General features: G+C 72.0%; 17 protein-coding genes. 7 read left to right on the forward strand and 10 right to left on the reverse strand.

All coding sequences use genetic code 11. From position 1 onward, the window contains the following. The first annotated feature begins 17 nt into the window (after positions 1-17). Entirely contained in the window at positions 18-833 is an 816-nt protein-coding gene (locus ASC56_RS07525) for an enoyl-CoA hydratase/isomerase family protein (protein WP_234376868.1), read from the forward strand. Between the two features lie 53 nt (positions 834-886). Next, on the forward strand, positions 887-1492 hold the full coding sequence (locus ASC56_RS07530; RefSeq protein WP_055490648.1) for a flavin reductase family protein: 606 nt from the start codon (positions 887-889) through the stop codon (positions 1490-1492). Positions 1493-1724: 232 nt separating this feature from the next. On the opposite strand, the gene ASC56_RS07535 is transcribed toward ASC56_RS07530, so the two are convergent. Beyond that, positions 1725-2972, reverse strand: a complete 1248-nt coding sequence (locus ASC56_RS07535) for an MFS transporter (RefSeq protein ID WP_371330044.1) — start codon at positions 2970-2972, stop codon at positions 1725-1727. 152 nt (positions 2973-3124) lie between these two features. On the opposite strand from ASC56_RS07535, the gene ASC56_RS07540 reads away from it, so the two are divergent. Next, a complete protein-coding gene (locus tag ASC56_RS07540) occupies positions 3125-4246 on the forward strand; it encodes a GlxA family transcriptional regulator (protein ID WP_079102354.1) in 1122 nt (373 codons plus the stop codon). Here ASC56_RS07540 and ASC56_RS07545 read toward each other — a convergent pair. The 3 genes from ASC56_RS07545 to ASC56_RS07555 form a co-directional block, all read right to left on the reverse strand. Then, positions 4236-5285, reverse strand: coding sequence for a Zn-dependent alcohol dehydrogenase (locus ASC56_RS07545; RefSeq protein ID WP_055490440.1), 1050 nt, complete (start codon positions 5283-5285; stop codon positions 4236-4238). The two genes, ASC56_RS07540 and ASC56_RS07545, sit on opposite strands and share 11 nt — an antisense overlap. A 10-nt stretch (positions 5286-5295) precedes the next feature. Beyond that, on the reverse strand, positions 5296-6450 hold the full coding sequence (locus ASC56_RS07550) for an acyl-CoA dehydrogenase family protein (RefSeq protein ID WP_055490441.1): 1155 nt from the start codon (positions 6448-6450) through the stop codon (positions 5296-5298). 73 nt (positions 6451-6523) lie between these two features. Further along, the gene (locus tag ASC56_RS07555; protein WP_055490442.1) at positions 6524-7435 is read right to left on the reverse strand and encodes an SDR family oxidoreductase; all 912 of its coding nucleotides are present in this window, start codon (positions 7433-7435) and stop codon (positions 6524-6526) included. An 84-nt stretch (positions 7436-7519) separates the two neighbouring features. Here ASC56_RS07555 and ASC56_RS07560 point away from each other — a divergent pair, with 84 nt between their 5' ends. Beyond that, positions 7520-8446, forward strand: a complete 927-nt coding sequence (locus ASC56_RS07560) for a cyclase family protein (RefSeq protein WP_055490443.1) — start codon at positions 7520-7522, stop codon at positions 8444-8446. Positions 8447-8851: 405 nt separating this feature from the next. Here the strand turns inward: ASC56_RS07560 and ASC56_RS07565 are convergent, their stop codons facing one another. From ASC56_RS07565 to ASC56_RS07580, 4 genes are all read right to left on the reverse strand, one after another. Continuing rightward, positions 8852-9343, reverse strand: a complete 492-nt coding sequence (locus tag ASC56_RS07565) for an ATP-binding protein (RefSeq protein WP_199835937.1) — start codon at positions 9341-9343, stop codon at positions 8852-8854. Positions 9344-9820: 477 nt separating this feature from the next. Further along, positions 9821-10714: an acyl-CoA dehydrogenase family protein gene (locus ASC56_RS07570; RefSeq protein WP_055490445.1), complete on the reverse strand. Its 894-nt coding sequence runs from the start codon at positions 10712-10714 to the stop codon at positions 9821-9823. Positions 10715-10721: 7 nt separating this feature from the next. Continuing rightward, complete coding sequence (locus tag ASC56_RS07575) at positions 10722-11876, reverse strand: acyl-CoA dehydrogenase (protein WP_055490446.1); 1155 nt, start codon at positions 11874-11876, stop codon at positions 10722-10724. After that, positions 11876-13069, reverse strand: a complete 1194-nt coding sequence (locus tag ASC56_RS07580) for an amidohydrolase family protein (RefSeq protein WP_055490447.1) — start codon at positions 13067-13069, stop codon at positions 11876-11878. Before ASC56_RS07580 ends, ASC56_RS07575 begins: the two co-directional genes overlap by 1 nt. Positions 13070-13221: 152 nt before the next feature. On the opposite strand from ASC56_RS07580, the gene ASC56_RS07585 reads away from it, so the two are divergent. After that, positions 13222-14736: a class I adenylate-forming enzyme family protein gene (locus ASC56_RS07585; RefSeq protein WP_055490448.1), complete on the forward strand. Its 1515-nt coding sequence runs from the start codon at positions 13222-13224 to the stop codon at positions 14734-14736. Here ASC56_RS07585 and ASC56_RS07590 read toward each other — a convergent pair. After that, positions 14715-15227 (reverse strand): EF-hand domain-containing protein, encoded by a 513-nt coding sequence (locus ASC56_RS07590; protein ID WP_055490449.1) that lies wholly within the window; start codon positions 15225-15227, stop codon positions 14715-14717. The two genes, ASC56_RS07585 and ASC56_RS07590, sit on opposite strands and share 22 nt — an antisense overlap. 175 nt (positions 15228-15402) lie before the next feature. Continuing rightward, positions 15403-15783: an STAS domain-containing protein gene (locus tag ASC56_RS07595; protein ID WP_055490450.1), complete on the reverse strand. Its 381-nt coding sequence runs from the start codon at positions 15781-15783 to the stop codon at positions 15403-15405. A gap of 358 nt (positions 15784-16141) precedes the next feature. On the opposite strand from ASC56_RS07595, the gene ASC56_RS07600 reads away from it, so the two are divergent. Together ASC56_RS07600 and ASC56_RS07605 are read left to right on the forward strand one after the other, a co-directional pair. Further along, positions 16142-16723 carry a sigma-70 family RNA polymerase sigma factor gene (locus ASC56_RS07600; protein WP_055490451.1) on the forward strand — a complete coding sequence of 194 codons (582 nt, stop codon included), beginning with the start codon at positions 16142-16144 and terminating at the stop codon, positions 16721-16723. After that, the gene (locus tag ASC56_RS07605; RefSeq protein WP_055490649.1) at positions 16720-18237 is read left to right on the forward strand and encodes a zf-HC2 domain-containing protein; all 1518 of its coding nucleotides are present in this window, start codon (positions 16720-16722) and stop codon (positions 18235-18237) included. Before ASC56_RS07600 ends, ASC56_RS07605 begins: the two co-directional genes overlap by 4 nt. Positions 18238-18245 lie beyond the last annotated feature (8 nt).

Here is an 18245-nt window from a genome sequence, read left to right on the forward strand (position 1 = left end):
GACTCGAGAAACGGAACATGATGACGCCCTCCCCCGAAGATCCCGTCGAGTCATTGGTACGGCACGCCACTGACAATCAGGTCTCCTGGCTTACCCTCAACCGGCCGGAATCCCTCAACGCCATCACCCCTGACCTGCGCGAACTCCTCATCCAGAGATTTCTGGACGCCTCCGCCGACCCGGCGGTGCGGGCCGTCGTCCTCACCGGCGCGGGCCGCGGCTTCTGCGCGGGCGCGGACCTGCGCGGCGGGGCGGCGGCCGGTGAGCGGATCTCCGGTGACATCGCGCGGACCATCCGCCGGGGCGCCCAGCGGCTGATCGCCGCGGTCCTCGACTGCGAGAAGCCGGTCATCGCCGCCGTGAACGGCACCGCCGCCGGCCTCGGCGCCCACCTCGCCCTCGCCTGCGACCTCGTAATCGCCTCCGAGTCCGCCCGGTTCATCGAGGTGTTCGTACGGCGTGGGCTGGTTCCGGATGGCGGTGGCGCGTATCTGCTGCCCCGACTGGTCGGGCCGCGGCGCGCCAAGGAGCTGATGTTCTTCGGCGACGCGCTGACGGCCGTGGAGGCGGAACGCCTGTGCCTGGTCAACCGGGTCGTGCCGGCGGACGGCCTGGAGAAGACCGCCCGCGCATGGGCCGAGCGCCTGGCCGCCGGCCCCACCCGCGCCCTCGCGCTGACCAAACAGCTGGTCAACGCGTCCCTGGACGGCGACCGTGCCACGGCCTTCGCCGCGGAGGCCGCCGCCCAGGAGATCAACATGACCACGGCGGACGCGAACGAGGGGGTCACGAGCTTCGTCGAGCGGAGGGAACCCCGCTACCGGGGGCGTTGAGTCCTCGGCGGGACTTCACTTCTGACGGTACGTCAGTTTCAATGGACGGTGTGATGGGACATGCGGGGATGGCGGCCACCGCCGTCCGTTACCTCAGGTCGGTCGGGGCGCGCACGGTCGCGGGGCCCGTCGAAGCGCTGCCGCGGCCCGAGTTGCGGGCCGTGCGGGAGGACGAGCGGGCGCCGGTCGACCCGGGGGAGTTCCGGCGCGTCCTCGGGCACTTCGCCACCGGGGTCACCGTGATCACCGCGCCCACCGCGGACGGCGAGGCCGGACCCGCCGGTTTCGCCTGCCAGTCCTTCTCGTCCCTCTCCCTCGACCCTCCGCTGGTCGCCTTCATGGTCGGCCGGGCCTCGACGACCTGGCCGCGGATCGCCCGCGCGGGCGTGTTCTGCGTGAATGTGCTCGCCGCCCACCAGGGCGCGTTGTGCCGAGGCTTCGCGGTGAGCGGCGGGGACAAGTTCGCCGGTGTCGACCACGAACCCGCGCCCTTCTCCGGCGCGCCGCGCCTTGCGGGCGCCACGGCGTGGATCGACTGTGCGATCCACGCCGTGCACACGGGCGGCGACCATCTCATCGTGGTGGGCCGGGTGGAGGCCCTGGGATCCGGCGACGGCGACGGCACACCGCTGCTGTTCCACCAGGGCCGCTTCCGCTAGTGCTGCGACCGGAAAGGTTCACCGGCTCGCGACGCCCGGCACGGCACCTCGCCGCGTTGTCGCATCGCCCGAGTACATCCAGTACGCGGGCGACGCTCCGCCTTGCGATGCACCGCACCGGACGCCGCGAGCTTCCCGGCAAACCTTTCCGGCCACAGCACTAGGACCCAGGGCCCTGGCCGCCTCCGCGGCCCCGCGGCTCACGCGCGTGCCGGTTCACGCGTCCTCCGGCTCACGCGAGCACGGGCACCCGTACCGGGCGGCGACGGATCACCAGCGCCATCAGCGCCGCCGCCGCGCACAGCGCGCCCGACGCGTACCAGACCACGTCGTACGAGCCAAACGTGTCCCGCGCCACACCGCCGAGGAAGGCGACCAGAGCCGCGCCGACCTGGTGGGAGGCGAGGACCCAGCCGAAGACGATCGCGCTGTCCTCGCCGTACTGCTCCCGGCACAGCGCCAGGGTCGGCGGGACCGTGGCGACCCAGTCCAGGCCGTAGAAGACGATGAAGAAGATCATCGGTGGGTGCACGGAGGGGGCCAGGAGCATGGGCAGGAACAGGAGCGAGAGGCCGCGCAGGGCGTAGTACACCGCGAGCAGCCGGCGCGGTTCGTAGCGGTCGGTGAACCAGCCCGAGGCGATCGTGCCCAGCACGTCGAAGAGCCCTATGACGGCGAGGAGCGAGGCGGCCGCCGTGATCGGCATGCCGTGGTCGTGGGCCGCGGGCACGAAGTGTGTCTGGACCAGGCCGTTCGTGGAGGCGCCGCAGATCGCGAACGTGCCGGCCAGCAGCCAGAACGGGCCCGTACGCACCGCCGAGAGGAGCACCGTGACGGCCCGGCGGGCGGCTCCGGGCACGGGCTCAGGCCGGGGTACGAACTCCTGCGCGCCGTAGGGCTTCACGCCCACGTCCGCCGGGTGGTCGCGCAGCAGCAGCCAGACGAAGGGAATGACCGCGAGGGCGGCGAGGGCCACCGTCACCGCGGCCGGGCGCCAGCCGTGGTTCTCCACCATCCAGGACAGCACCGGGAGGAAGATGAGCTGCCCGGAGGCCGAGGCGGCGGTGAGGATGCCGCTCACCAGGCCGCGTCGCTCGGTGAACCAGCGATTGGTGACCGTCGCCGCGAACGCCAGCGCCATCGAGCCCGTGCCCAGGCCGACCAGCAGGCCCCAACAGAGCAGGAGCTGCCAGGCCGCCGTCATCCAGACGGTCGCGCCCGAACCGAGCGCGATGACCGCGAGAGCCACGGCGACGACCCGGCGGATGCCGAAGCGGTCCATCAGGGCGGCCGCGAAGGGAGCGGTGATCCCGTAGAGGGCGAGGTTGATCGACACGGCCGCGCCGATCGTGCCGCGCGACCAGTGGAACTCCTGGTGCAGCGGGTCGATCAGCAGACCCGGCAGGGAGCGGAAGGCGGCCGCGCCGATGATCGTCACGAAGGTGACGGCGGCGACGAACCAGGCCCGGTGCGGTGACATCAGACGGCTGCGCCGCGGGCGGATCGGCTCGGTGTGTTGTGGTTCCTCGGCGAGGGATGCGGTTGCGGTTGTCCGGCTCACGTCATAGAGCTTCCGGTCTCCGGCAGCACGGATCGAGTGGCCCGGAGGACAGCATTCGTTAGGATCGGGCCATGACCGCCGTCGAAGAGTTCCGCCCCCATCGCGTCGTCGTGCTCGCCCTGGACGGACTGCTGCCCTTCGAACTGGGCATCCCGCAGCGCATCTTCCGGCGCGCCAAGGACGCGCGGGGACGCCATCTGTACGAAGTCGTCACCTGCTCGATCCGGCCGCCGGGCCCGGTCGAGACCGACGCCGACTTCGCGATCCTGGTCGAGAACGGCCCCGAGGCCCTGGCCACCGCCGACACCGTGGTCGTCCCCGCCTCCTACGAGCTGGGCCCGGTGCACGAGGAGGGCGTACTCACCGGCGAACTCGCCGCCGCCCTCGCCCACATCCGGCCCGGCACCCGGCTCGTCGCCATCTGCACCGGGGGTTACGTCCTGGCCGCCGCCGGCTACCTCGACGGCCGTCCGGCGACCACGCACTGGGCCTGCGCCGAGCACTTCCAGCGGCTCTTCCCGAAGATCAGGGTCGACGCGGACGTGCTGTTCATCGACGACGGCGACGTCCTGACGTCCGCCGGTGTCGCGGCCGGCATCGACCTGTGCCTCCACATCGTGCGCCGCGACCACGGCACGGCCGTCGCCAACGAGGTCGCCCGCCGCACGGTCGTGCCGCCCCACCGGGACGGCGGCCAGGCGCAGTTCATCGAGCGCCCGATGCCCGAGCCGCAGCTGGCGACCACGACCGCCGCCCGCGCCTGGGCGCTCGGCCGCCTCCACGAACCCCTCCAACTGCGCGACATGGCGGAGCAGGAGTCCATGTCCGTGCGCACCTTCACGCGCCGCTTCCGCGAGGAGGTCGGCGTCAGCCCCGGCCAGTGGCTCACCCAGCAGCGCGTCGAACGGGCCCGCCATCTGCTGGAGTCCACCGACCTGTCGATCGACCAGGTGGCACGGGACGCGGGCTTCGGCACGGCCCAGTCGATGCGGCAGCACCTGCAGTCGGCCCTCGGGGTCACGCCCACGGGCTATCGGCGGACGTTCCGCACCACGGCGACGGCCCACGCGGACGGGGCCGAGCCCACCGCCGTGGCCCGCGCGGACGGGGCCGAGCCCACCGCCGTGGCCCACGCGGACGGGGCCGAGCCCACCGCCGTCTCCCGCGAAGGACGCCGGTGGATCAGAAGGTGAGCACCGCCCTCGCCACCCTCCCCGCGTGTGCGTCCGCCGCGGCCTTCTCGTAGTCCTCGACCGGGTACGTCGCCGTCACCAACTCGTCCAGGAGCAGTCGTCCTTCGCGGTACAGCTGCGCGTAGAGCGCGATGTCCCGCTGGGGGCGGGAGGAGCCGTAGCGGCACCCCAGGATCGACTTGTCCAGGTACATCGACGAGACCAGGAACGTCGCCTCGGCCGTCGACGGCGGTACGCCCAGCAGGATCGCCTGCCCGTGGCGGTCCAGGGAGTCGACCGCCGCGCGGATCAGCTCCACCCGGCCCACGCACTCGAACGCGTGGTCGGCGCCCGTGGGAAGGACGTCCTTCACCCGGTCCGTCGAGGTCAGGAACTCCGTCGCGCCGAACCGGCGCGCCATCGACTCCTTCGCGGGGTTGGCGTCCACCGCCACGATCCGCGACGCGCCCGCGATCCGCGCGCCCTGCAGGACGTTGAGGCCGATGCCGCCCGTGCCGATGACGAGGACGGTCTCGCCCTGCGCCACCCTCGCCCGGTTCAGCACGGCGCCCACCCCGGTCAGGACGCCGCATCCGATCAGCGCCGCCGCCGGCAGCGGAACGTCCTTCGGGACGCGGACGGCCTGGACCGCCTTCACCACGGTCCGTTCCGCGAAGGCGGAGTTGGACGCGAACTGGTACACCGGTCGGCCGTTGTGGGTGAACGGCTGCCCCGGCCGGCCGATCGCCCGCCGGCACATCGTCGGCCGCCCCCGGTCGCACTCCGCACACGCCCCGCAGTTGGCCAGGGTCGACAGGGACACATGATCCCCGGTCCGGACATGGGCGACGCCCGCGCCCACCGCCTCCACCACCCCCGCGCCCTCATGGCCGAGCACCACCGGAACGGGGAACGGAATGGTCCCGTCCACCACGGAGAGATCGCTGTGGCACAGCCCCGCCGCCGAGATCGCCACCAGCACCTCGCCGGGGCCGGGGTTCCGTACCGCCAGATCGTCCACGACCTGCGGCCGGGTGCCGTCGTAGAGCACGCCTCGCATAACAACCCCCTCAGCCCTGGGCTCCCCTGGGTTCCTTCGGCAGGCCGAGCACGCGCTCGGCGATGATCGTGCGCTGGATCTCGTCCGAGCCGCCGTAGATCGTGTCGGCCCGGCTGAAGAGGAACAGGTGCTGGAGCGCGTCCAGTTCGTACGGCGCCGTGGGCGACCAGTCGGCCGGGCCCACCGCCCCCGCCGCGCCCCGTACCTCCATCGCCAGCTCACCCAGCCGCCGGTGCCAGCGGCCCCACAGCAGCTTGGCGACGCTGGGGGCGCCGGCGTCCGCCGTGTCTCCCAGGGTGCGCAGGGCGTTCCAGCGCATCGCGCGCAGTTCGGCCCACTGCCGGACGATGCGGTCGCGCACGACCGGATCGTCAGCCGCTCCCGTGGCCACCGCCGTCCGTACGACCTCCCCCAGCTCCCGTGCGAAGCCGACCTGCTGGGCCAGAGTGGACACGCCCCGCTCGAAGCCGAGCAGGCTCATGGCGACGCGCCAGCCCCCTCCCTCTCCGCCGACGACATGCTCGGCGCGGGCCGTCGCACCGTCGAAGAACACCTCGTTGAACTCGCTCGTTCCGGTGAGCTGCCGGATCGGGCGAACCTCGATGCGGCCGGGCTGGTCCATGGGGACGAGGAGGAAGCCGAGGCCGTGGTGGCGGCGGGAGGCAGGGTCGGTGCGGGCCAGGACGAAGCACCAGTCCGCCTCGTGGGCCAGGGAGGTCCAGATCTTCTGGCCGGTGATGCGGTAGGTGTCCGGGGTGTCGCGTACGGCGGTGGTGCGGAGGCCGGCCAGGTCGGAGCCGGCGCCGGGCTCGCTGTAGCCCTGGCACCAGAGTTCGTCGCCGCGCGCTATGGGGGGCAGGAAGCGGGCCTTCTGCTCCGGGGTGCCGTGGGCGATGAGGGTGGGAGCGAGGAGGTTCTCACCGATGTGGCCGCAGCGCGGTGGGGCCTGGGAGCGGGCGTACTCCTCCGCCCAGACGACCTGTCGGGTGAGGCCGGCCCGGCGGTTGCCGTACCCGTCTTCGGGCCAGCCGAGGCCGATCCATCCGTCCCGGCCGAGCGTGCGTTCCCAGTCCCGGCGGTTCGGCGTGCCACCGAGGTGGGCCTTCAGCCATGCCCGTGCCTCGCGCCGGAACAGGTCGTCCTTTGGGCCGAACCCGAAATCCATGGTCTCCGCCTCAGGTCGAGTGGGCGACGGTCGGTGGTGGCGGCCCGGGAGATACGGGCTGCTCGACGTGTCCTCAGGCGTTGGGCCGCGCGCCCTCCCGCGCCGCCCTCTCCATCGCCTCCAGCCGCTCCAGCAGCGGCATCGGGTCCGTTCCCACCGTTCCGGGAAGGAAGTCCGCGATCCGCTCCGGGGTCCAGGGGCCCTCCGCGTAGGCCGCCCTCAGCTCCCTCGGCTGGGCCCAGACCGCCAGCTTCGGACCCGCGACGGTGTACACCTGCCCGGTGATGCGTTCCTCCCGCGCACGGTCCGACAGCAGGTAGACGACCAGGGCGGCGACATCCTCCGGTTCGCCGATCTCCTTGAGCTCCATGGGCACGTTCGCCGACATCCGCGTCCGCGCCACCGGCGCGACCGCGTTCGCCGTCACACCGTACTTGTGCAGGCCGAGCGCGGCGCTGCGGACGAGCGAGATGATGCCGCCCTTCGCCGCGCTGTAGTTGGCCTGTGCGACGGATCCCTGGTGATTGCCGCTCGTGAAGCCGATCAGCGTGCCCGAACGCTGCCCGCGCATCACCGCCGATGCCGCGCGGAAGACGGTGAACGTGCCCTTGAGGTGTGTGGCGACCACCCGGTCCCACTCCTCCTCGGTCATGTTGAAGAGCATCCGTTCGCGCAGGATGCCCGCCACGCACACCACCCCGTCCAGCCTGCCGTACGAGGCGAGCGCCTCGTCCACCACCCGCTGCCCGCCCGCCATCGTGGAGATGTCGTCGGCGATGGCTACGGCCTCTCCGCCCGCTGCCTCGATCTCCTTGACCACGCGTTGCGCGACCTCGCTGGTGGGTGAGGCGCCGTCCACCGAGACCCCGTAGTCGTTGACGACGACCCGTGCCCCCTGTGCCGCCGCGGCCAGCGCGACCGCCCGTCCGATGCCGCGGCCCGCGCCCGTCACGGCGACGGCCTTGCCTGCCAAGAAGTTCCCCACGCCCGGCTCCTTCCCGCGGTTTCTGACGGTCCGTTAGATTCTATGACCTGTCGGACTCTCGGAGACAAGCCCCGGGGAGGACTCATGTCACTGCCTGACGAGTTCCACGACATCGCCGAGCGCGTCAACAACTGGGGACGCTGGGGCAGCGACGACGAGATCGGGACCCTGAACCTCATCACGGACGAGGCGGTGCGGCAGGCCGCGGCCTGTGTGCGCACAGGGCGGCGCGTTCCGCTGGCCCTGCCCCTCCAGCAGGACGGCGTGCAGACCGGGGTCATCCCCGGCCGGGTCAATCCCCTGCACGTGATGGTGCAGATCAACCAGGAGCTGTTCGGACCCGGCACCGTCGCGTGCAGCGACGACGTCGTGACCACGGGACTGCAGGCGGCCACCCACTGGGACGCACTCTCCCATGTGTCGCACTCCGGGAAGCTGTACAACGGCCGCCCGGCCGGCACGATCACGGCCCACGGCGGCGCCGCCTTCGGCGGGATCGACAAGCCGCGGCACATCGTCTCCCGTGGGGTACTGCTCGACATCCCCCGCGCGCTCGGGGTGGAGCGGCTCGACGGTTCGCACGCCGTCACCCCGCAGGACCTCGACGCGGCCGAGGAACTGGCCGGTACGCGCGTACGGGCCGGCGACATCGTCCTCGTACGGACCGGGCAGATCAGGACCTATCTGGCGGGCGACAAGCAGGCCTACGGGTATCCCTCGCCGGGGCTGTCCGTGCGCACCCCGGAGTGGTTCCACGCGCGTGATGTGGCGGCCGTCGCCAACGACACACTGACGTTCGAGATCTTCCCTCCCGAGATCGAGGATCTGTGGCTGGCCGTCCATGCCCTCGACCTGGTGGAGATGGGGATGCCGCAGGGCCAGAACTGGAATCTCGAAGAGTTGTCCACAGCCTGTGGAGAAGAAGGCCGCTACGCCTTCCTGCTGTCGGCGATGCCCGAGCCCTTCGTCGGCGGCACCGGCACACCGGTCGCGCCGGTCGCCGTTCTCTAGAGCACCTGTGGACGCAAGAGAGGGCATCGGCTGGCGGCGCGCCACTGCTCGCCCCGAGCACGGCACTGCGCGCCGCCATCCGGCTCCGGCGTACCCGCCCTGCTCCCCGGACGACCCCACGGGACCGTCCGACCTGGTAAGGAGCCGACGCCGAATCGCGACCCGCACTCGCCGAGGACTCCCGTCACCGGAACCCTCGGCGTCCCCTCGCGACGAATCGCTCCCCATAAGCGTGATCAAACGGACACGCCGCGTCAACAGCCGCTCGGGGATTCCTTGCCTACGCCCCTCTTGCGACGGCGCTCACGGAAGCATGACCCGGCGCACTCGCCAGCGGTCCGCTCCGGGAACCGAAGGCCCCCGGCCACACACCGGGCACACATCCCGGACGCCGGGAGCCACCCGCTACACCACGCCGTACGCGAACTCCGCCGCCGACGCATCCGCCCCGTACACCGCCACCCTGCCCGCGGCCCCCGCCCCGCAGCGGTCCACCTCGCACCAGATGCGCTTGCCCACGCCCTCCGGGTCCCAGCCCCAACGGTCCGCGAGACCGTCGACCAGCTCCAGACCCCGGCCGCCCGTCTCGTCGCCGCTCGCATGCCGGGGCGCCGGCGGGCGGGCACTGACGTCGGCCACTTCGAGCCGGACCGTGCCGGCCGGAGCGCCCGAGGCATCGTCCCGAACGCCCGTCAGCAGCAGCCGCAGCACGGCCGGACAGCCGGTGTGCACCACCGCATTGGTTACCAGCTCGGAGACGAGCAGGATCAGCGTCTCGGCCAGCGGCTCGTCCGCGCCTATGCCCGACCCGGCGAGCCGCGAGCGGGTCCACCTCCGCGCCCGGCCCACCTCCGCGGGGTCGGGCCGGATCTCCAGCTGCACTTGAAGCACCTGCACCGCTCACACCATCCGAACCGGCGGACACATCGCCTCGCGCCTCGAGAGGGCCACGATCGTGGTCATCGTCTGCATGGCAGGAACCAGGATCACGGACCGTGATTCCCTTGCACGACAGCATGGTTGACGTACAGTCACCCCAACAAGCGCTTCGGGCATATTCCAGCGCGAAGGAGTACGCGTACGGCATACTGTGCGACGCTTGCCATGGTGAGTCGAACAGACAGGAGCGACCGTCCGCCCTGCCCCGTGAGCGGCGCGCACCGACGACACCGGCACCGCCACAGGGGCCGCACCGCGGTGAATCAGGCTCGGAACCGCTCGCATCCCACACAAGGTACCGGAGCTCCCCGCCGACTCCAGCCCGTGACAAGTCACACCTAGGACACAACCCGGTATCAACGCTCTGTAGTTCCGTATTGCCACAATCCGTGACATGCAGGTGGGCGGTCCCGAAGAATGCCTGATGGGACCCCCTCACCTCGCCTCGGAGAGCAGGTCCGCGGCAAGCAGTTCGTCACTCTCCGTATTCGAACCCGTACGTCGGGTTCGCACCCATGCCCGCTTCAGGAACAGATGCACATCGGCCTCCCAGGTGAAGCCCATGCCGCCGTACACCTGGAGGCAGTCGCGGGCGCCGCGGACGGCGGCCTCGTCGGCGAGCAGCCGGGCCGCCGCGATGTCGAGGGGATCGGCGGTGACGGCGGCGGCATACACCGCCGCGCGGGCCGTCTCCGCCCGCACCAGCATCTGAGCGCACAGGTGTTTGACCGCCTGGAAGGCCCCGATCGGCTGTCCGAACTGCTCCCGGGTCCGCGCGTGCTCCACGGCCAGCTCGCAGGTCCGCGCGGCGCCGCCGAGCTGTTCGGCGGCGGTGAGCAGGACGGCGACGGGGTCCGGCCCGCCCGCCGGGGAGGTGCCCGCAGCCGGGGGCAGCCGGTGCAGCGGCGTCAGGGGGTCCACCGACCGCACGCAGACGGCGCCGGCCGTGTCGCCCCGTACGACGTCCGCCTCCGCCAGCCACTCCACGAGTCCCCCGGAGGGGGCCGTCACCACGGTCTGCCCGGTGGCCGCGCCCGGCACCTCGGCCGCCGCCAGATGCGTGGCCACCAGCGGGCCGGGCAGCAGCGCCCGGCCCGCCTCCTCGAAGACCAGCACCGCCTCGGGCAGGCCGAGGCCGACCCCGCCGTCCGCCTCCGGCAGCCGCAGCGCGAAGAAGCCCGCCGCGCCCAGCTCGCGCCAGAGCGCGCGGTCCAGCACACCAGGCCTCTCGACGGCGGCCCGCAGCGCGTCCCTGCCGAAGCGGCCCGCGAGCAGGTCCCGCACACCTGACTTCAACGCCTTCTGGTCATCGGTCAGTCGGAAGCGCACAGCAAGGTCACCGCCCTTTCGGCAGCCCCAGGACGCGTTCGGCCACGATGTTCCGCTGGATCTGCGAGGTGCCGGCCGCGATCGTGTAGGACAGGGACGACAGCCGGTCGAGGACCCATGGGCGCCCCAGGTCGAGACAGTCCGCGCCGAGCACCTCAGCGGCGGTGTCGTAGAGCTCCTGACGCGCGTGCGAGTACCTCAGCTTGAAGACCGAACCCCCCACGCCCGGCACCCCGCCGGTCGTCTCCGCCTCGCTCACGTTCCACTGCGTCAGCCGCCACAGGGCCCGGAACTCCGCGTTCAGCCTGCCCAGGCGCCGCCTCAGCGAGGGATCGTCCCAGCGGCCGTCGGCGCGCGCCTCGCGCGCGAGTTCACCGAGGACTCGGCGGCAGGCCACCACCTCCCCCACGAACGCCGTGCCGCGTTCGAAGGAGAGCGTCACCATGGTGACGCGCCAGCCGTCGTTCTCGGCGCCGACCCGGTTGGCCACCGGCACCCGCACCTCGTCGAGGAACACCTCCGCGAACTCGTTCGAGCCGGCGAGCGTCCGCAGCGGCCGTACGGTGACGCCCGGCGCGTCCATGGAAAGGGCGAGCCAGGTGATGCCCCGGTGCCTGGGCGCGTCCGGGTCCGTGCGCACCAGCAGTTCGCACCAGTCGGCGACCTCCGCGTGGGAGGTCCAGATCTTGGACCCGCTCACCACGTAGGCGTCACCGTCGCGCCACGCGCGCGTACGCAGCGACGCGAGGTCCGAGCCCGCGTCCGGTTCGCTGAACCCCTGGCACCAGACCTCCTCGCCGCGCAGCACCGGCGGCAGCCAGCGCGCCCGTTGTCCGGGGGTTCCCTCGGCGGCGATCGTGGGCCCCGCGTGCAGCAGCCCGACGAAGTTGGCGCCCACATAGGGCGCGCCCGCCTTCTCGGTCTCCTCCAGGAAGATCAGATGCCGGGTGGGGGAGGCTCCGCGCCCGCCCGCGTCCACCGGCCAGTGCAGGCCCGCGTACCCGGCGTCGTACAGCATCCGCTGCCAGCCGAGGTCGTACGCACGCCTGGCCGGCCAGTCGTCGGGGGACGGCTTCGGGGGCAGCGTCGCAAGCGCCTTGGCCAGCCACGCGCGCAGCCGTGCCCGGAACTCGGCCTCCTCGGGCGAGTCGGCGAGGTCCACTAGCGGTCCAGGTCGAGGCCGAGCATGCGGATGGCGTTGCCGCGCATCAGTTTGTACACCGTCTCGTCGTCGAGGCCCTTCACATGGTCGAGGGCGACCTCCTTGGTGTGCGGGAAGGTCGAGTCGACGTGCGGGTAGTCGGTCTCGAAGGTGGCGTTGTCGCGGCCGACCACGTCGAGGGACGCGACGCCGTGCTTGTCGCGGAAGAAGCAGCAGAAGACCTGCCGGTAGTAGTACGCCGACGGCGGCTCCGGGATCAGGTCGCGCACCCCGCCCCAGGCGCGGTGCTCCTCCCAGACGTCGTCGGCGCGTTCCAGGGCGTAGGGGATCCAGCCCATCTGCCCCTCGGAGTAGGCGAGTGTGAGCCGTGGGAACTTCACGAGCACCCCGCTGAACAGGAAGTCCATCATCGAGGCCATGGCGTTGTTGAAGGAGAGCGACGCCTGCACGGCGGGCGGGGCGTCCGGGGACGCGGCCGGCATCTGCGACGAGGACCCGATGTGCATGTTCACGACCGTGCCGGTCTCCTGGCAGATCGCGAAGAACGGGTCCCAGTAGCCGGAGTGGATGGAGGGCAGCCCCAGGTAGGTGGGGATCTCGGAGAAGGTCACCGCCCTCACTCCACGGGCGGCGTTGCGCCCGATCTCGGCGACCGCGAGGTCGATGTCCCACAGCGGGATCAGGCACAGCGGGATCAGCCGGCCGCCGCTGTCGCCGCACCACTCCTCGACCATCCAGTCGTTGTAGGCACGTACGCAGGCCAGGGCGACCTCCTTGTCGTGCGCCTCGGCGAAGGTCTGTCCGCAGAAGCGCGGGAAGGTCGGGAAGCAGAGGCTGGCCTCGACGTGGTTGAGGTCCATGTCCTTCAGGCGCGCGGCCGGGTCCCAGCAGCCGCGCCGCATCTCCTCGCGGGTGATGCCCTCCAGGGTCATCTCGTCGCGGTCGAAGCCGACGGCGGCGATGTTGCGCTTGTACGGGAACTTCAGGTCCTCGTAGATCCACCAGTCGGCCGGCGGCCCCTCGGGGTCCATCGTGATCCGGTACTTGCCGCCCACGTAGGCGAGTTCGCCGATCCCGGCGGTGAGCGGCCTGGGCCCGCGGTCCCGGTACTTCGCCGGCAGCCAGGTCTCGAAGAGGTGCGCGGGCTCGATCACGTGGTCGTCGACGCTGATGATGCGGGGCAGTTCCGTCATGAGTCCCCTCCGCCTGGCGCTCCGTATCCAGTATCTGATGGTCCGTCAGATCTGCTTCGCCGAACAGGCTAGTCGCGCACCCCTGGACCGACAAGGCGACGGGTTCTACGCTCTGGCCGTGATCTGACTACCTGTCAGCTACAGGGGGCCCGGTGAACGAGACCGCGTACGCGCTGAGCGCCTCCCGGACGCTCTGGGAACTGGTCGCCCGCCGCGCCGACCTCACCCCCGGCCGGCCCGTCCTGCTCCAGGACGACCGGCGCCTGAGCTTCGGCGAGCTGCGCGAGAAGGCCGAGCGGGTGGCCGCCGGGCTGTACGGAATGGGCGTACGGCCGGGAACGGTGGTCGCCTGGCAGCTGCCCACCCGCATCGAGACCGCCCTGCTGTCCTTCGCGCTGGCCCGTCTGGGTGCCGTGCAGACGCCGATCATCCCCTACTACCGCGAACGCGAGGTCGGCTTCGCGCTGCGGGAGTCGAAGGCGGAGTTCTTCGCGGTACCGGGCACCTGGCGGGGCCACGACCACACGGCGATGGCGCGACGGCTCGGCGCGAGGGGGATCTTCGAGGCGTACGACGGTGACGGCCTGCCCGACGGGGATCCGTCCGCCCTTCCGCCCCCGCCCGCCGACGGCACCTCGGTCCGCTGGATCTACTGGACCTCGGGGACGACCTCCGACCCCAAGGGCGTTCTGCACACGGACCGTTCGCTGATCGCGGGCGGATCCTGCCTGGCGCACGCGCTGCGGCTGTCGGAGGAGGACGTGGGCTCGATGGCCTTCCCGTACGCGCACATCGCCGGGCCCGACTACACGGTGATGCTGCTGCTGTACGGCTTCCCGGCGGTGATGTTCGAGCACTTCGCACTGCCGGACGCGCTGGAGGGCTACCGCGGGCACGGCGTGACGGTGGCCGGCGGGTCGACCGCCTTCTACTCGATGTTCCTCGCGGAACAGCGCAAGCAGCCGGGTGTGCGGGTGATTCCCACCCTGCGGCTGCTGGCGGGCGGCGGGGCGCCCAAGCCGCCCGAGGTCTATCACCGTGTCGTCCGCGAGATGGGCGTACAGCTCACCCACGGGTACGGCATGACCGAGGTGCCGATGATCACGATGGGAGCGCCGGACGACTCCGCGGAGAACCTGGCGACGACGGAGGGGCGGCCGCCGGAGGGGATGGAGATACGGATCGTCGACGGGGAGGTACGCCTCCGGGGAGAGGCCGTCTGCCAGGGGTACCTGGATCCGGCCCGGACGGCGGAGGCGTTCGACGACGACGGGTTCTTCCTCACCGGCGACCTCGGTCACCTCACCGGCTCCGGCCACCTGGTGCTGACCGGACGCCTCAAGGACGTGATCATCCGCAAGGGCGAGAACATCTCCGCGAAGGAGATCGAGGATCTGCTGCACGGGCACCCGGCGGTCCAGGACGTCGCGGTGATCGGACTGCCCGACGAGGAACGCGGCGAACGGGTCTGCGCGGTGGTCGAACAGCCGCCGGGGGCACCGCAGCTGACCTTGACCGCGGTGACCTCGTATCTGCGCGCGGAAGGGCTGTCCGTGCACAAGCTGCCCGAGCAGCTGGAGGTGGTGGACGCCCTTCCGCGCAACGAGACGCTGCGCAAGGTGCTCAAGTACAAGCTGCGCGAACGCTACTCGGGAACGGTGAAGTAGCGCGCGAACGCGGCCACGATCTCCGCCTCCCCGACCTTGCCGTCGCCGTCGGCGTCCAGCGTCACGGCGGCCGCCGCGGCGATGTCCTCGTGCACCCCGAGGGCCTTCAGCACGCGGACGGTCTCCTCGACCGTTGCCGCGCCGTCACGGTCGCCGTCCGCCACGGCGAGCGCCGCGTGCAGGAAGGGGCGCGCGATCTCCGCGAACCGCTCCGGGTTGTCACGCAACCGCTTGACCGCGCCGCCGACGAACTCCTCGCGCGTGATGCGCTGGTCGCCGTCCCGGTCCGCTATCCCGGCCATGCCCTGCCAGAACGCCTCACCACCGGCGTACAGGGCCTGCCCCTGCTCGGACCTGGCCGTGGTGCCGAACTCGGTGAGGACCGCCTTGGCCGCCGCGCTGAAGTCCTCGCGGTCGATATAGCCGTTGCCGTCCTGGTCGAAGGTGGCGAACCGGGCGGCGATCCTGCGCTCGTACTCGGTGCTGACCATGTGTTTCGAGCCGCCTTCCCTGACATCGGGGGTTCTCGCAGGAGCGTACGACGGAGGAGGGCTCCTGGGTGACGGAAAACGACGCTTGTACCAAGACCGCGGGAATTCCGGGACAACCGTGTGGTCGGCCTGCGACGTTCCGTTGAGGGTGGGGCGCGTGCGGGCTGCGCGCGGGTCACGCCGACAGCGGGCGCGAGTCCTCGTCGGTGGCCGAGACCACATCCTGGTGGACGTCGAAGAGGCGGCGTACACCGAGCGCGGCGAGGACCCGGTTGACATGCGAGCCCACCCCGGTGTCGACCTCGGGCAGGATCAGCCGGAGCCGGCCCTGGCAGGAGCGGATCAGGCGGCGGGTGGCGATCAGCACGCCGACGCCGCTGGAGTCGCAGAAGACGACCTCGGACAGGTCGACGACCAGATCGTGACGGCCCTCCGCGACCGCGTCGTGCACCCGTTGACGCAGCACGGGTGAGGTCACCAGGTCCAGCTCGCCCGTCACGTGGAGCACGGCCCACTCACCGCGCTCCCCGTGGGTCACTTCGAGTGTCACCGCCACGCCTCTCGCTCGCCCGCACCCTGCTCGGAAACGGAAGCCGTCCCTACGCTTCCTTCAGCGCGGCTGCCCCCATACCCCTCCATGAAACACCGAATCTTCGATCGAAAGCGTGTGGTAGATGAGCCAATTCGGTCGGTAACGGTCTCGTTCGCTCATGTCTTATCCGACGCGTACGGGGTAGGCACCCGGGCGCAGCACTGGTACCGCCCATCCGCCTCTACCACGTGCGACGCGTCGACGGGCGCGCATTGCCGTAAAGGAGCATGCGCTCTCCGGCGTGCCGACTAGATTCGAAGAGGCGGACGGACACGGGCCGGCACGGGACAGCGCACCGAACGACCAGGGGTGAGAGGGCCGCATGGCGATGAAGGACGCACCGCCCCGGTGGGACCGCAGGATGCAGCAGCGGCTCACCCATGGCGAGGCGGCCGCGCTCGGTGAGTGCTACGACCGGTTCGCCTCGCTCGTGCACGGCCTCGCCCACCGTGTGCTCGGCGACGAGGACGCGGCCGACGGCATCACCCGAGAGGTGTTCGCCCACCTCTGGGAGCACCCCGAGTCCTACGACCCGAAACAGGGCCCGCTGCGCTCCTGGGTCGCCACGCTGACCCACCGGCTCGCCGTGCGGCAACTGCGGGGCACCGAGACCGCCGCGCTCGCCCGGGGCGGCCCGGGCACCCCGCAGGACCTGGAACGCAAGGTGCGCCAGGCCTCGGTCGCGGCCCGTGCCGACTACATCGTCACCTCGATGCCGGTTCCGCTGCGCGCCGCGCTGGAGCGGGCCTACTTCCAGCGCCGGGACTACCGCCAGACCGCCGCCGACCTCGGCATCACGGCGGACGAGGCCCGCCGTCGCCTCCGCCTGGGCCTCCAGCTGCTGTCCACGGCCCACGAGACGAGCCCCTCGGGCACCCCTCCCGAACCGGGAGGGACGTGGTGACGGGGGCGGAGCGCTTCAAGGGGTACGAGGAGCACGAGGGACACGGCGCTGACGGGGGCCGGGGCCGACCCGAGGACCACGGCACGACCGAAGACGAGGCTTTCGGTACGAGCGCGAACGAAGACGAGGGGCACCCGCGGGGCGCCGGCGCCTCCGCAACCGGCGGCACGGACGGACCGCGGGACGAGCGTCCGCCCTCGGACAGCGCTGCCGACGGCAGCGACGTAGGCGACGGCACCCGTGATCCAGGCGGCCCCGCGGCCGACGGCGCGGGTGGGCCCCGGGGCCCCGGCGACGCCGGGAACGTCGGGTCGGGAGGTGGCCGGGGCGCCCGTATACCGTTGCCCCGAAGTTCCGTCGAGGACACCGGGCTGCCGCTGCCCGACGTGGCGGCCGTGCCGGTCGTGATCGAGCATCGGGTGCTGACGTCGCTGCTCGGGGCGTGGGCGCTGGCCGCCTGCTCGGCGGAGGAGACCGCGGCCGTGGAGGCGCACCTCGGCGGCTGCGGCCCGTGCGCGGACGAGGCGCGGCGGCTGCGCGAGGCGGTGGGGCTGCTGCACCCCGCCGACACCCTGGACCTCGACCCGGCCCTGCGCACCCGCGTCCTGGAGAGCTGCCTCGACCGGCGTCCGCCGCGCGTCCCGGTACCGGAGTGGGCGGCACCGTACGACGCGGAGGCCGCCCGCCTGGACGCCCTGCTGCTGGACATAGGCGACGCCGAGTGGCACGCGCCGGTGCGGCTGCGCTGGTTCGACGGGACGGGACCGACGAGCCGCCGTACGACCGTGGCCGGAGTCATCGCCCACCTGCTCTCCGTGGACGGCCTGGTGGCGACGGCGCTGGGCCTCGGCGACCCGCTCGGGGACACGGCCGCCAAGGCCGCCACCCCTCAGGGCCGCACGGAGGCATACTGGCGCGCCTCGTACTTCCCGCCCACCCGCGGCGTACGCGTGCCGTGGCGGGAGCAGAGCCACGACCTGGTGCGGACGGCATCCGTCACCGGCGGAGCAGGCGAGGCGGTCGCGGTGGCGTACGGCGCTTTCGGGCTGCCGTTGCGCGACGCGATGCTGGACCGGGCCTTCGAGTGCTGGGTGCACGCGGAGGACATCGCGAGCGCCGTCGACTATCCCTACGCGCCCCCCGCGCCCCGTCATCTGAACAAGATGATCGACCTGGGGGCCCGGATGCTTCCCGCGGTGCTCGCGGCGCGGCGGCAGGCCGGGCTCGCCGGGCCCGGCCGGGCCCGCCACCTCGTGCCGGCGGGCGAGTCCGGGCGCACCGTACGCCTGGAGATCGAGGGCTCGGGCGGCGGGGAGTGGCTGATCGCCCTCGACTCGCCCGGCGCGGTCGCCTCCGCCGACCACGAGGTGGCGCATGTCGCGCTCGACGGGGTGGAGTTCTGCCGCCTGGCCGCGGGCCATGTGCCGCCGCAGGAGGCGGCCGCGGGTCAGGTCGGCGACCGGGAGGCGATCAGGGACGTCCTGTTCGCCGCCGCGTCGCTGAGCCGGATGTAGGCCGGGGC

Origin of the sequence: Streptomyces sp. TP-A0356, assembly GCF_001417775.1 — a bacterium.
Taxonomy (GTDB): Bacteria; Actinomycetota; Actinomycetes; order Streptomycetales; family Streptomycetaceae; genus Streptomyces.

Excerpts from the sequence above, each read along its gene's own strand:
- ASC56_RS07525 (WP_234376868.1), top strand. The coding sequence starts at position 18 with ATGATGACGCCCTCCCCCGAAGATCCCGTCGAGTCATTGGTACGGCAC.
- ASC56_RS07535 (WP_371330044.1), bottom strand. The coding sequence starts at position 2,972 with ATGTCACCGCACCGGGCCTGGTTCGTCGCCGCCGTCACCTTCGTGACG.
- ASC56_RS07580 (WP_055490447.1), bottom strand. The coding sequence starts at position 13,069 with ATGACGGAACTGCCCCGCATCATCAGCGTCGACGACCACGTGATCGAG.
- ASC56_RS07600 (WP_055490451.1), top strand. The coding sequence starts at position 16,142 with ATGGCGATGAAGGACGCACCGCCCCGGTGGGACCGCAGGATGCAGCAG.
- ASC56_RS07550 (WP_055490441.1), bottom strand. The coding sequence starts at position 6,450 with ATGGATTTCGGGTTCGGCCCAAAGGACGACCTGTTCCGGCGCGAGGCA.
- ASC56_RS07545 (WP_055490440.1), bottom strand. The coding sequence starts at position 5,285 with ATGCGAGGCGTGCTCTACGACGGCACCCGGCCGCAGGTCGTGGACGAT.
- ASC56_RS07540 (WP_079102354.1), top strand. The coding sequence starts at position 3,125 with ATGACCGCCGTCGAAGAGTTCCGCCCCCATCGCGTCGTCGTGCTCGCC.
- ASC56_RS07530 (WP_055490648.1), top strand. The coding sequence starts at position 887 with ATGGGACATGCGGGGATGGCGGCCACCGCCGTCCGTTACCTCAGGTCG.
- ASC56_RS07590 (WP_055490449.1), bottom strand. The coding sequence starts at position 15,227 with ATGGTCAGCACCGAGTACGAGCGCAGGATCGCCGCCCGGTTCGCCACC.
- ASC56_RS07560 (WP_055490443.1), top strand. The coding sequence starts at position 7,520 with ATGTCACTGCCTGACGAGTTCCACGACATCGCCGAGCGCGTCAACAAC.